13 protein-coding genes are annotated in these 13,209 nt (G+C 35.9%); 12 read left to right on the forward strand and 1 reads right to left on the reverse strand.

The features are described 5' to 3' along the window. The first annotated feature begins 294 nt into the window (after positions 1–294). The 8 genes from cdr to GKP30_RS05855 all read left to right on the forward strand — a co-directional run bounded on the left by cdr (position 295) and on the right by GKP30_RS05855 (position 8,561). Positions 295–2,238 carry a CoA-disulfide reductase gene (gene cdr, locus GKP30_RS05820; RefSeq protein WP_216828482.1) on the forward strand — a complete coding sequence of 648 codons (1,944 nt, stop codon included), beginning with the start codon at positions 295–297 and terminating at the stop codon, positions 2,236–2,238. 177 nt (positions 2,239–2,415) lie between these two features. Continuing rightward, positions 2,416–2,853: an ATP-binding protein gene (locus tag GKP30_RS05825; protein ID WP_236034929.1), complete on the forward strand. Its 438-nt coding sequence runs from the start codon at positions 2,416–2,418 to the stop codon at positions 2,851–2,853. Continuing rightward, positions 2,828–4,390, forward strand: coding sequence for an ATP-binding protein (locus tag GKP30_RS05830; protein ID WP_216828483.1), 1,563 nt, complete (start codon positions 2,828–2,830; stop codon positions 4,388–4,390). Before GKP30_RS05825 ends, GKP30_RS05830 begins: the two co-directional genes overlap by 26 nt. Before the next feature lie 255 nt (positions 4,391–4,645). Next, complete coding sequence (locus GKP30_RS05835) at positions 4,646–5,308, forward strand: prolipoprotein diacylglyceryl transferase (protein ID WP_216828484.1); 663 nt, start codon at positions 4,646–4,648, stop codon at positions 5,306–5,308. Then, positions 5,301–6,011 carry a cytochrome c biogenesis CcdA family protein gene (locus tag GKP30_RS05840; protein ID WP_328703127.1) on the forward strand — a complete coding sequence of 237 codons (711 nt, stop codon included), beginning with the start codon at positions 5,301–5,303 and terminating at the stop codon, positions 6,009–6,011. The genes GKP30_RS05835 and GKP30_RS05840 overlap by 8 nt, the downstream gene beginning before the upstream one ends. A 17-nt stretch (positions 6,012–6,028) precedes the next feature. Beyond that, positions 6,029–6,676, forward strand: a complete 648-nt coding sequence (locus tag GKP30_RS05845) for a peroxiredoxin family protein (protein ID WP_216828486.1) — start codon at positions 6,029–6,031, stop codon at positions 6,674–6,676. A gap of 114 nt (positions 6,677–6,790) precedes the next feature. Next, entirely contained in the window at positions 6,791–7,480 is a 690-nt protein-coding gene (locus GKP30_RS05850) for a response regulator transcription factor (RefSeq protein ID WP_216828487.1), read from the forward strand. Continuing rightward, a complete protein-coding gene (locus GKP30_RS05855) occupies positions 7,470–8,561 on the forward strand; it encodes a sensor histidine kinase (protein ID WP_216828488.1) in 1,092 nt (363 codons plus the stop codon). The genes GKP30_RS05850 and GKP30_RS05855 overlap by 11 nt, the downstream gene beginning before the upstream one ends. 131 nt (positions 8,562–8,692) lie before the next feature. Here the strand turns inward: GKP30_RS05855 and GKP30_RS05860 are convergent, their stop codons facing one another. Beyond that, positions 8,693–9,109 (reverse strand): DUF2892 domain-containing protein, encoded by a 417-nt coding sequence (locus GKP30_RS05860; RefSeq protein WP_216828489.1) that lies wholly within the window; start codon positions 9,107–9,109, stop codon positions 8,693–8,695. A gap of 196 nt (positions 9,110–9,305) precedes the next feature. On the opposite strand from GKP30_RS05860, the gene GKP30_RS05865 reads away from it, so the two are divergent. The 4 genes from GKP30_RS05865 to GKP30_RS05880 all read left to right on the forward strand — a co-directional run bounded on the left by GKP30_RS05865 (position 9,306) and on the right by GKP30_RS05880 (position 13,206). Beyond that, a complete protein-coding gene (locus tag GKP30_RS05865; RefSeq protein WP_216828490.1) occupies positions 9,306–9,878 on the forward strand; it encodes a sulfurtransferase TusA family protein in 573 nt (190 codons plus the stop codon). A gap of 16 nt (positions 9,879–9,894) precedes the next feature. After that, positions 9,895–10,284, forward strand: a complete 390-nt coding sequence (locus tag GKP30_RS05870; RefSeq protein ID WP_216828491.1) for a DsrE/DsrF/DrsH-like family protein — start codon at positions 9,895–9,897, stop codon at positions 10,282–10,284. Positions 10,285–10,307: 23 nt separating this feature from the next. Beyond that, positions 10,308–11,444 (forward strand): MBL fold metallo-hydrolase, encoded by a 1,137-nt coding sequence (locus tag GKP30_RS05875; protein WP_216828492.1) that lies wholly within the window; start codon positions 10,308–10,310, stop codon positions 11,442–11,444. A 91-nt stretch (positions 11,445–11,535) separates the two neighbouring features. Then, positions 11,536–13,206 carry a SulP family inorganic anion transporter gene (locus GKP30_RS05880; protein WP_216828493.1) on the forward strand — a complete coding sequence of 557 codons (1,671 nt, stop codon included), beginning with the start codon at positions 11,536–11,538 and terminating at the stop codon, positions 13,204–13,206. Positions 13,207–13,209 lie beyond the last annotated feature (3 nt).

Consider the following 13,209-nt stretch of genomic DNA (forward strand, 5'->3'; position numbering starts at 1 on the left):
ACATATCAACTGGAAATATTCTACATTTTGGTTTCTTTTACTTTTTTCTATTTTTCGTAAATTGAGATTTCAGAGTGGCTTTTGACAAAAGTAGCCCTTTTTTTTCACTACTTTAACCCACGGATTTATCTTAATACCCTTTTAAAAAAAAGATCACTTTCACTATTTGTTCACATTCATCATAATAAAAAATTGTGTGATTTTTGTCACATACTTTTGCTGCTAAAGCATGTAATATACATTATGAGGTATATACCCTATAAGGTAATTGATTATACATGGGAGGAATTTAGAATGAGTAAAAAAATTGTTATTGTAGGTGGAGTTGCTGGAGGAGCGACAGCAGCTGCTCGTCTTAGAAGAATAGATGAAACGTCAACGATCATTATGTTTGAAAAAGGAGAGTATATTTCATTTGCAAACTGCGGTTTACCGTATTATATCGGTGAAACAATTAAAGAACGTCAAAAGCTATTGGTTCAAACAGTTGAAGGTATGTCCCAAAAATTCAACCTAGATATTCGCAATTTAAGTGAAGTCATTGATATTAACAGAGAAACTAAACATGTTACGGTGAAAAATGTGCAAACAGGTGATATGTACGAAGAGTCATATGATGAGTTAATTTTATCGCCAGGTGCACGTCCGATTGTTCCACCAATTCCTGGTCTTAATGAGGCAAAAGCGATTTTCACATTACGTAATATTCCTGATACAGATCGAATTAAATCATACGTAGATGACAAACAACCAAAACGAGCTGTCGTAGTTGGTGGTGGTTTTATAGGCTTGGAAATGGCAGAAAACTTATATGAACGAGGCATAGAAGTAACAATTGTTGAAATGGCAGATCAGGTTATGGCACCTCTTGACTATGAAATGGCTGCAATAATTCATAATCACCTTGAAGATAAAGGTGTGAAGCTTATTTTAGGTGATGGAGTTAAGTCTTTTGAAAATAATGGATCTAAAGTCCTGACGCAGAACGGAAAAGAAATCGAAACCGATTTAATTATCTTATCAATTGGTGTACGTCCTGAAAATGAACTAGCTGTTAAAGCTCGGTTAAATATTAGTGAACGCGGTGGCATTCAAGTCAATGAATATTTACAAACGAATGACCCAAACATTTATGCAATTGGTGATGTAATTGAAGTTAAAGACTATATTAACGGACAGCCGACGATGATCCCACTTGCATGGCCAGCCAACCGTCAAGGACGTATCGTTGCAGATAATCTATACGGAAAAAAAGTAAAATATAACGGGACACTAGGAACATCCATTGCTAAAGTGTTCGACTATACCGTGTCAACTACAGGAAATAATGAAAAAACACTCAAACGATTGGGAATTCCTTACGAAGTTGTTCATGTACATCCTGGTTCTCACGCAGGTTACTATCCAGGTGCAGCACCAATTGCCTTAAAACTAGTATTTGATAAAGATACGGGTAAAATTTACGGCGCTCAAGCGGTAGGAATGGACGGCGTTGATAAGCGAATTGATGTGCTTGCAACAGCAATTAAAGGTAATTTAACGGTACTAGATTTACCAGATTTAGAATTAGCGTATGCACCACCTTATTCTTCGGCTAAAGACCCTGTAAATATGGCGGGCTATGCAGCTACAAATATTGTTGATGGTGTTATTGAGACCATTCAATGGTACGAGATTGACAGTATTATAGCAAATGGTGGTTTTTTAGTTGATGTCCGAAATCCGCTAGAACTCGAAATGGGTTATATTGATGGAGCAATCAATATTCCTGTACATGAATTACGAGACAGACTTAATGAACTTCCTAAAGACCAAACGATTTATGTTAATTGTCAAGTTGGTTTACGCGGTTATTTAGCATCACGAATCTTACAAGAAAATGGTTTCAACGTAATGAACTTAGATGGTGGTTGGAAGACATATTCCACAGTTTACCGAAAAAACAGAGATCAAAAATGTAAAATTGTTACTGATGATGCAGGGGTAGCAAAAATTGAATGTACAAAAGAAGATATAAACGCAGATGTTACTGTTGACGCAACAGGTCTCCAATGTCCAGGTCCTATTTTAAATGTAACCAATGCATTAAAAGCGATGAGCAAAGGAGAGATTCTTGAGGTTAGAGCTACCGATACTAATTTTTTAAAAGATTTGTCTGCTTGGTGTGAGCGTAATAGACACATATTAATTGATCAAGTGTCTGATGAAAAAGGATCTAAAGCCTATATTCAAAAATAAAACTAAAGGTTTTATGATATCAGGATAATATATTTTTTATACTTAAAGATAGATAGCCACTGATAAAGTCAGTTCTATCTATCTTTATCTTTCGTTAAATATAATGTTTCTTTCTAAAGTAAAAAGAGAGTAAGGAAAACGGGTATTAGGACTTTAGTATCAATTTAGAGAAATTTTATGTTTTTTTGGAAAAATATGAATGATTACTATAAAATATTCTGTATGAGAAAAAAAATTACTATTAGATCAGAACATGATATTCGTATAGCAGTAAATGCCGTTCGTATTCTAGCAAACTCTCTTTCTTTTTCAAAGGTAGATTTGCAGAAACTAATTGTCGCTGTTTCAGAGTTAACACAAAATATTTTAGATCATACAAATGAACCTGGGATTTTCATTTGTGAAAGTACTGATGGAAAAGGAATTCGGATCGTTGTTCAAGACCAAGGCAAAGGGATAAATGAACTAGATCAAATCTTAGAAGGAGAAAATGATTTCCAAAAAAAGGGATTAGGGCTTGGCTTAGTAGGTGCAAAGAGATTGTTGGATGACTTCCAAATCGAGACTTCAGAAAAGGGGACGAAGGTCATTGCTACTAAATGGAAAATCGACTAACCATATAAATGAAGATAAAGATGATGTTACAATTGATCGGCTAGCTTCAGTTGGTCAAATTGCAGCAGGGATCGCACATGAAGTTAGAAATCCATTGACTGCAGTTAAAGGCTTTCTGCAATTACTAAAAAAGGAAAACCCACATGCATATATTGATATAGCTTCGGAAGAATTAGAAAACGCACTTGCGACAATGCAAAACCTATTAAATGTATCCAAGCCTGATTTAGATGATGAAGGTTATTCTTTTATTAATCTTTGCTCCGAATTAGAAGCGATTCTCTACCTTTTTCAAGATAGAATTTACAATATTGAGATCATCAAAGAGTTTGGCGATTATGACGTTAATATTTACGGAAGAAAAAATCAATTAAAAAAAGCTTTTTTTAATCTGTTAAAAAACTCTTTTGAAGCCATCCCTGACTCTGGAACGATTACAATCAAACACTATATTCAAAATGAGCATTTAGTTGTTTCTATTTCTGATACGGGTGTTGGCATACCTGAAGAAAAAATTAATTTACTTGGTACACCTTTTTTCACCTCGAAAGAATCGGGGACAGGTATGGGATTAACGCAAGTTTATGCGACGATCTACGAACATCATGGGAAGATCAAAGCGACGAGTGAAGTTGGGTTAGGGACTACTTTTACAATTTATTTTCCAATCCAAGAAAACAAAGGAATAGGAGTGATGAAATTGAATTTAGTTTATGAAGAACAACAAACATTTAATGAATTTTACTTACAAAATAAAGAAGTATTTAATGAGCTGCTTAGCCAACAATCACGAGAGTTATTTGAAAGTATTAAAGAAAATAACGAGATTAATGATCAATTTATTTTAAATTCAACTCATAAAGTCATTGAGTTTTTACATGAAGCAAATGAATACGGGTTAATTATGCATGCAAAGGAACAAGGGAAAAAGTGGGCCATGCATGATATTGAGTTAATCCTAATATTGGAATGGTTTCAAATGGTCCGGAAAATTTATTGGGATTTTCTTGCTAACTACTATGAAAATCAAATTCAGCTTGATCTTAAAGAATTTTTCGACCTAGAAAGAAAAGTTAATTATAATTTAGATTCGTATATTAAACACTTCTCGTCTAGTTTTTCTGAGTACAGCCAAGAACTGATTCAATCGCAAAATGATCTAATTGACGATTTAAATGTTCCAATTATCCCACTGTATGATACAATGGCGATTTTACCAATTATTGGGGCAGTCGACACACGTCGTGCCAAAAATATTCAAGTCAAATTATTAGAAGAAATACATAACCAAAGTTTAAAACATATAATCATCGATCTCTCAGGGGTTGCTTACTTAGATACAGCTGTACTCGGACACTTATTTAAGATTATTAACGGTATTCGAATTCAAGGATGTAAAGCTGTACTTACAGGAATTCGACCTGAAATTACTAATACCATCGTTGAATTAGGTATTGAGTTAAACGAAAAAGTAGAAACAAAAGGAACTTTACAACAAGCTATCCAAGATTATAATGAATCTCTCAAAGTTAAATAAGTATACTGTTAAGTAATATTAAATCAAAGCTTCCACATACGGGCTATTGCTTCCAACTAGTGAGGAAAAAAACTATGATAAAAATATTCGGAATTCCAAAAGAGGAATTCCGTTTTTTTATGTTCATCTCTTTTTAAAATGAATCCTCTTTTAAATGCGCCGTTAAATTGTTCTATTTTAGTTTTTTGTGTTTCTTAAACGTTTCTTAATATTCCTCCTGTATAACTGAAGGCAGAGAGAAATGGGAGGGGAATTATGGAACCATACTTTTCTATAGGCCAGATACAATTACCAACCAAGTGGATTTTTATTGGCTTTAGTTTCATGGCAGCCTATATCGCTATGAAATTTCGCTTGAAAAACAGAAATTTAAACGAAAAACTGTTAATTGACTCGCCTTTCAATGTTGTTTTAATCGCGTGGATCGTTTGGAAGCTTAGTTACATCTTGTTTCATCCAGTTTATGCCTTTACGAATCCATTAGGGATATTATATTTCAATGGAGGACAAAGAGGGATTGTATTAGCACTTATTGTTGGAGGTATCTATTTATACTATCAATCTAAGAAACATAGAATGAGTTTAACCTTATACATTGATCTGTTATTAACGGGATTTATAGCTGGTTCAATTATTTTTTATACATATCAAGACCAGCATAGCAACATGTTCCATGCAGGACAAATTGGATTAGCTCTATTCTTATTGGTCACTATTTACATTAGTATAAAAAAACTCGGGGATTGGCAACGTTTATCGACGATCATCTTAATTTATAGCTTAGGACAGTTCTTTCTACAATATTTCACAAATCATCTAACTGTATTTTTAACGTTTACGTTTGGGCAAGTCATCTTTTTTTTCATCATTATTCTTACGTTAGTTTTTAAGAGGAAAGGAGGAGAAACAGATCGATAATTTATCTTTATTTGTTGCTTTTACTGCAGGAATGTTATCTTTCTTTTCACCTTGTGTTTTTCCACTCATCCCAGCGTATATTGCCACGTTAACAGGATCTACGATTAGCGAAAATAAAGTGAATGTGATGAAGAGAACGGTCATCATTCGCTCTATTAGCTTTATCCTTGGATTTAGTTTCGTGTTCATTATACTAGGTGCTTCTGCAAGCTTTCTAGGTCAATTATTTTTTGAAAACCGAAACCTGGTTGAGAAAATAAGTGGGTTTCTAATCATTGTTTTTGGCTTACAGATGGCAGGTCTATTACAGTTAAAATTTTTAATGCGAGAAAAAAGGATGCAACTGAATAGTACTAGAAGGGGCGTTGGTCATTCTCTCGTCATTGGTATGGCCTTTGCATTCGGTTGGACTCCTTGTGTAGGTATTGTTTTATCCTCAATTCTTCTGCTAGCAGCGTCGGTTGAAACAATGGGGAGTGGGATGCTCTTGCTTTCGATTTACTCACTCGGTTTAGGAATACCGTTCTTCATCGTATCATTTATTTTAACGTACTCACTTAATACCATTAAAAACGTTAACAAGTGGCTGCCCAAACTGAGTATAGTAAATGGCTGGATTTTGATTGGGTTAGGATTATTGTTATTTACTGGTCAATTTCAACGACTTAGCGCCTGGTTAGCACAATTTAGTTTTATATCATAACAAAAGGAAGGGATAGTATGAAAAGAAATATCATTGTTATTGTTTTGTTAGCAGGTTTAATTACATGGGGCCTATTAGATTTACGAGGAGAAGACACGACAATAACAGCCAATGAAGAACAACTTGTTCAAACGGATACGGATAGAAGCGATCAAACTTTACCTGAAACCGAAGAAGCTGACGTTGAAACAGAAAAAACTGCAGAAGAAAAACCTAAAGAAGAAGTAGTTGTCGGTTTGCAGCAAGGAAATTATGCGCCTGACTTTGAACTTGAGACATTAGATGGCGAGCTTGTGAAACTTTCAGATTTTTATGGACAAAAAGTCATACTTAATCTATGGGCTAGCTGGTGTCCACCTTGTCGTGCAGAAATGCCACATATGCAAGATTTTTATGAAAAACATAAACAGGATGGAATTACCATCTTAGCTGTTAACTTAACGACGCTTGAACGAAACACTGCTGACATCGTTCCATTTGTAGAAGAAGAATTTCAACTGACCTTTCCAATATTACTAGACGTTGATGGAGAAATTGGTCATATTTATCAAGCCTATTCAATACCGACCACATACATTATAGATACCAGTGGAAGAATTCAACATAAAGTCATTGGCCCGATGTCATATGAAATGATGGAAAATTTTAAAAACAATATTGATTAATTGTCTAATATACTTTAAAAGTGTAAAGTAAGAGATTAAAATAATAGATTCCAATACAAGTTCTAATTAATTTTAGTAACCCGAGTAAATAGCATTAAAGGCGGATGGTAAAAAGTGAATACAAAAGGTAAGTCGATTTTAATTGTTGAAGACGACCCGAAAATCAGGGGATTGATTAAGATTTATTTAGAAAGAGAAGGGTATGAAGTATGGGAAGCAGAAGATGGCAAACAAGCAATTGAAATGTATGATGTTTACGAACCATGCTTTACGATCATCGATTTAATGCTTCCCCAAGTTAGTGGTGAGGAGGTATGTCAATGGATCCGCACGGTGAAAAAAAGTGACAGTCCTATCATTATGGTAACTGCCAAGGTGGATGAGAAGGATCGTATTAATGGTTTAAAAATGGGGGCAGACGATTACGTAACAAAGCCATTTAGTCCTAATGAACTTGTGGCAAGAGTCGAAGCTGTTCTCCGTCGTACAGCAAATCGTTGTCACAAGATCAGTTATCAAGGAATAACTATAAAGCCATACAAGGGTGAAGTAAACTTTTTAGGGAAGGAACTCTCGCTTACAAACAATGAGTGTAAGCTATTACATATGTTAATGAAAAATCCAAACCAAGTATTGTCTAGAGATCAAATGATTGCGGAATTGTATCCAAACGATGAAAAAGATATTACGTGGCGAACGATTGATGTCCATGTTAGAAACCTTCGAGAAAAATTAAAGCAAGTAGATGCCCCTGATTGTATTCAAACAATAAGAGGGATGGGTTATCAATTCAATGCGTTTTAAGACATTTTTACATCAGATAATTAAACGAAAGTTAATGTGGAAACTGACCCTTATTAACAGTATTGTAATTGGTTTGGTTATATGGTTAGTCGGTATTTCAGTGAAAGACTATGCTTGCTATTTAGTTGAAAAAGGAAATGTCCTTACCATAGAACAGCGTCTTGCATTTGTCGATAGAATGGACTCTTATCTTTTAACTGCTGTCATTCTGTCGGTTATCATTGCTGCTTTTATCCATTTTTACTTCATTTCTCGACTGCTCGACCCGCTACACGCACTAACTAATGCAACTACAGAGGTTATGGAGGGGAAATATCCACAATTAGACGAAAGAATGACTCAAGATGAAATTGGCCAATTAACGATACATTTTAATGAGATGGTCAATCATATAAAAAAAGTTGAAACGGATAGAAAAAAGATGACGAGAGATGTTGCCCATGAATTAAGAACCCCATTAACAAATATTAACGGTTACTTAGAAGCATTAAGTACGGGGGTCATTGAAGGAAACAAGGAGCTTTATCAGTCCCTTCATGAAGAATCCTTACGTTTAACAAACTTAGTGGAGCAATTACGGCAAATGAATAAATGGAACCATGATCAGGAGGCCCGATCAGACTACGAATGGGTTTCAATGGAGTCTTTATTTGAAAATGTTTTGCGTCACTTTCATTTCGAACTTGAAAATCAGGCAATAAGAGTAGACCTGCAACTAAAATCTAGAAAATTATATGGAAATAAAAACGGTCTGATGCAAGTCGTGTACAACCTTGTCCAGAACGTGGTTCGTTATGACCAAGGGAAGTGGATAAAGGTCAGGGGTTTTGTCAGTGATGGCGAATACAAAATACAGATAACGAACCACGGGTTACCGATACCTGTAGACTATCAAGACGAACCATTTGAACGTTTTTACCGTGCGGATGCTTCTCGAAGTCGTAACTCGGGCGGTTCAGGATTAGGTCTTGCGATTGTAAAAGAGATAATTGAGAGCCATAACGGGAACGTTGGTTTAGTATCAGAAGATAATGTTCACACGTTTTGGTTTACAGTTCCTTTAACGAAGTCTAACACTTAACAGACAGCCTATAGATGAATTGTAAGCTCTACACACCTACAATTATAAAAGAATTCGAAAAACATTAGGACATCTAACTAATGTTTTTTTCTTATTTATTTTTCTCTTTTTAAGAGTTACACCGTTCCCATTTACAATGATGAACGTAAATTCTTTTTTTCCAATATCCCAAGTAATGCATTTCGTTCTTTCTGAATTTCGGAAGCCGTTCGAACACCTAGTTTCCGAATAACGGGTAGTGGCGGACACCAACCTTGAAGTGCGTGCCTTAATAAATAGTATCCAATTACACCAGAAAATAAGTGCCAGCTTCTATTTTTAGTGATGCCTAAAATTGTCCCCATTAACATAAAGCTAGCTGCGGAAGTTTCTAATATTCTCTCTGTATCCCATTCTTGGTCCAATTCCATTATTCGCTTCAAAATGTCTTCCTTATTTTTATGGTTATATTTTTCAATCGATAACCGTGTAGTTTCTGCAATTTTTTGATTGATTTCTTTCATCGTATTCATTGGAACTCTTGCGGTTGTAGCAGGAAGTAATGCCATATGTTTTCACCTCACTACGTATTATGAAATCAATAAACGAACAATATGCACCACGATGTATGGTATTGATACCCATTCTGAAATAACCATCTTTACATTAAATAGTAAACAGTCCATTATTTCTAAAAACCTAGGACCGTATTAATTATGAAAAAAACATAATAATAAAATTGTTGTTTAGAAAGGAGGAGCTTTAATGCAAGTTACTGTTAACAAGGTATTAGATGCTAAAGGTTTAGCGTGTCCCATGCCAATTGTAAAAACAAAAAAAGAAATAGATACCCTAGAACCTGGTCAAGTAATGGAGATTCAAGCGACAGATAAGGGGTCTACAGCTGACATCAAAGCTTGGGCCAGCAGTACTGGTCATCAGTATTTAGGAACTGTTGAAGATGGAGATGTACTAAAGCATTACCTTCGTAAAGCTAGTGCAGAGGAAGAAAAAGCAGAAACCACTCATCCTGATGTCACAAACCTTGATGAACTGTCAAAGAAACTAGAAGGTAATGAAAAAATTACCGTATTAGATGTTCGAGAATCAGCTGAGTTTGCTTTCGGTCATATTCCAGGGGCTGTTCACATTCCGCTAGGAGAACTTGAACAACGTTTTGAAGAATTAGACAAAAATGCTGAAATTCATGTTGTTTGTCGTAGCGGTAGTCGAAGTGATTTAGCTGCTCAAAAACTTGCAGAAAAAGGATTTACAAACGTCAAAAACGTTGTGCCTGGTATGAAAGATTGGACTGGTTCGACTGAAAAAACGCATTAAATAAGGGGGATTTCGTATGAAAATTGCAGTTATTGCAGCTAATGGTGGAATGTTTGACGCCTATAAGGTTTTTAATATTGCAACAGCTGCGGCGGCTACTGACGCTGAAGTTGGCATTTTCTTTACATTTGAAGGGTTAAATCTAATTCATAAAGAAGCTCATAAAAATTTGCCAATGCCAGCTGGTGCCGAACATTTCCAAGAAGGTTTTCAGAGGGCCAATGTTCCTCCAGTCGATCAACTTGTTGGAATGGCAACTGAAATGGGAGTTAAAATGATTGCTTGCCAAATGACAATGGATGTCATGAGTCTAGAAAAAGAGCAGTTTGTAGATGGTGTTGATGTTGGTGGTGCTGTAACGTTCTTAACTTATGCGAAAGATGCAGATATTACTTTAACGTTCTAATTTTCATAAAAGGAGAGCTTTTCATGAGCCAAGAAACTGCGGTAAAAGGTATTTCAGTAAAGGAATTAACTAAAAAAATAATTAACGGGGACCGCGTGTTCATCCTAGATGTTCGAAATACGGGTGACTTTGATGATTGGAAAGTGGAAGGAAAAAATGTGGAGGTCATTAACAAACCCTATTTTGATCTAATTGAGAGCGTCGATCCGATTATGGACAAGCTTCCTAAAGGAGAACCAGTTTATGTTGTTTGTGCGAAAGGCGGTTCATCCGAGTTCGTTGCAGAGCAAATCGCAAATAAAGGATACGATAATGTCTTTTCGATTGAAGGCGGTATGAACGCTTGGAGTGAACACCTTGAACCAATTAAGGTTGGTGAGCTTACAAATGGAGGAGCAATTTATCAATTTGTTCGAATTGGTAAAGGCTGTCTCTCGTACTTTATTGAGTCCAATGGGGAAGCAGCGATTGTGGATACTGTTCGGGTTACAGCACCATTTGAACAATTAATCAACGAGCATAACGTAAAGCTTACCCATGTTCTTGATACACATCTTCATGCTGACCATATTTCAGGCGCAAGAGCGATGGCTGAAAAGTACGGGGCAACGTATCACTTACCTCCAAAAGATGCTGAAGAAGTAAACTTTAGTTATACGCCTTTAGAAGATGGCAACGAGATTAAAGTCGGTGACGTTACTATTAAAGCGGTCTATTCACCAGGGCATACAATTGGTAGTACTTCATTAATTGTTGACGATAAATACCTTCTAACGGGCGATATTTTATTTATTGATTCCATTGGCCGTCCCGATTTAGCAGGGAAAGCAGAGGACTGGGTTTCTGACTTAAGACAGACACTTTATCAACGTTATAAAGGTCTAGCAGATAACTTAGTTGTTCTTCCTGCACACTATATGGGAATTAATGAAATGAATGAAGACGGAAGTATCTCCGAAAGTCTTGGAACTCTTTATGCTGAAAACCACGGATTAAATATTCAAGAAGATGACGAATTTAGGAGAACGGTTACCGAAAATCTACCTCCTCAACCAAACAGCTATCAAGAAATTCGAGAAACAAACATGGGAAAAATAACCCCAGACGAAGAAAAACAACGCGAAATGGAAATAGGACCAAACCGTTGCGCGGTTCGTTAATTGTTCTAAAAGTTTTCTTTGAGAGTCATAAAAGGTTGCGTAGTTTGCAACCTTTATACATAAAACTTTTATATAGAAAGGAGCAGCATTTGTGTTAAAAAAATGGATACCTGTTTTTGAATGGCTCCCAAGCTATGATCGATCCAATTTAAGTGGGGATCTTTCAGCTGGTTTAATCGTAGCAATTATGTTAATTCCCCAAGGTATGGCATATGCGATGCTAGCAGGACTCCCTCCGGTAATTGGGTTATATGCCTCTACAGTTCCGTTGATTATTTATGCATTATTTGGAACGTCACGGCAATTAGCAGTTGGTCCAGTAGCGATGGTATCTTTATTAGTTCTTGCTGGTGTTTCAACCCTGGCAGAACCAGGAACGGATACGTATATTTCGCTGGTTTTACTATTAATGCTCATGATTGGAATTATTCAGTTTTTAATGGGGGTGCTTAGGCTAGGTTTTTTAGTTAATTTTTTATCTCACGCTGTTATTAGCGGTTTTACATCTGCCGCTGCAATTATAATAGGTCTAAGTCAATTAAAACATTTACTCGGCGTAAAATTAGAAGCTGAAAAAGATGTATTTAAAATATTATGGGAATCCTTTCAGCGCATTTCAGAAGTAAACCCAATTACCTTTTCAATAGGTGTTGCTAGCATTTTAATCTTAGTTTTAATCAAACGGTGGGTTCCAAAAGTTCCTGGTCCATTAGCTGTAGTTGTTTTAAGTATTTTAACGGTTTACATTTTCCAGCTTGAACGAGTAGGTTTAAAAATTATTGGTGAGGTTCCAAGTGGGCTTCCAATGTTCACAATGCCTCACATCCAAATAGCAGATATTTTAGCTTTACTACCGATTGCATTAGCTATTTCATTTATCGGGTTTATGGAATCAATAGCGATGGCAAAAGCTATTGCAGCAAAGGAAAAATATAAGGTCGTTCCAAACAAAGAATTAATCGGTCTTGGCTTGGCGAACGTTGGGGGCTCTTTTTTTGCAGGTTATCCAGTGACAGGTGGCTTTTCTAGATCAGCTGTTAACTATCAAGCAGGTGCTAAAACACCTTTAGCTTCGATGATTACAGCAATTCTCATTATACTAACTTTGATGTTTTTCACAGGCTTATTTTATTACCTTCCTAATGCGGTACTGGCAGCGATTATTATGGTAGCTGTCTATAGCTTAATAGATGTAAAAGAAGCAAAGCACTTATTTCGTGTTCGTAAGTTAGATGGGTGGACTTGGATAGTTACGTTTATAGCAACATTACTCATTGGAATTGAGCAAGGCATCTTAATTGGGGTTGCATTTTCTTTAATTGTTTTTATTGCTAGAAGTGCTTATCCTCATATTGCTGAGTTAGGTTATTTAAAAGAAAAGGGTGTTTTTCGAAACATCAAACGGTATCCAGAGGCCGTAACTGACCCAGAGATATTAATCCTAAGAATAGACGCCTCACTCTACTTTGCAAACATGACATTCTTAGAAGACAAATTGTGTGAAAGAATTGGGGAAAAGCCAGAAATTAAATGGATCGTTCTCGATTTTACAGGTGTAAATTCAATGGACGCCGTTGCCATTCACTCTCTCGAAGAACTAATGGAAACGTGCCAAAAAGGTGATATTCAATTTTTATTTGCGGGAGTCAAAGGTCCTGTAATGGATATTTTGAAAAAGGCTAAATGGGATCAAAAGTTTAAAAGGCAGTTAGAATATGTTTCGATTGATGAAGCATTAAGTGCCATCAAAAGGGGGGCGTAAATT

Source organism: Alkalihalobacterium elongatum (assembly GCF_019024285.1).
Lineage (GTDB): Bacteria > Bacillota > Bacilli > Bacillales > Bacillaceae_F > Alkalihalobacterium > Alkalihalobacterium elongatum.

Bases quoted from the DNA above. Each gene is read 5' to 3' on its own strand.
- GKP30_RS05855 (WP_216828488.1), top strand. From the start codon at position 7,470: ATGCGTTTTAAGACATTTTTACATCAGATAATTAAACGAAAGTTAATG.
- GKP30_RS05870 (WP_216828491.1), top strand. From the start codon at position 9,895: ATGAAAATTGCAGTTATTGCAGCTAATGGTGGAATGTTTGACGCCTAT.
- GKP30_RS05845 (WP_216828486.1), top strand. From the start codon at position 6,029: ATGAAAAGAAATATCATTGTTATTGTTTTGTTAGCAGGTTTAATTACA.
- GKP30_RS05825 (WP_236034929.1), top strand. From the start codon at position 2,416: ATGTTTTTTTGGAAAAATATGAATGATTACTATAAAATATTCTGTATG.
- GKP30_RS05875 (WP_216828492.1), top strand. From the start codon at position 10,308: ATGAGCCAAGAAACTGCGGTAAAAGGTATTTCAGTAAAGGAATTAACT.
- GKP30_RS05860 (WP_216828489.1), bottom strand. From the start codon at position 9,109: ATGGCATTACTTCCTGCTACAACCGCAAGAGTTCCAATGAATACGATG.
- GKP30_RS05865 (WP_216828490.1), top strand. From the start codon at position 9,306: ATGCAAGTTACTGTTAACAAGGTATTAGATGCTAAAGGTTTAGCGTGT.
- GKP30_RS05835 (WP_216828484.1), top strand. From the start codon at position 4,646: ATGGAACCATACTTTTCTATAGGCCAGATACAATTACCAACCAAGTGG.
- cdr (WP_216828482.1), top strand. From the start codon at position 295: ATGAGTAAAAAAATTGTTATTGTAGGTGGAGTTGCTGGAGGAGCGACA.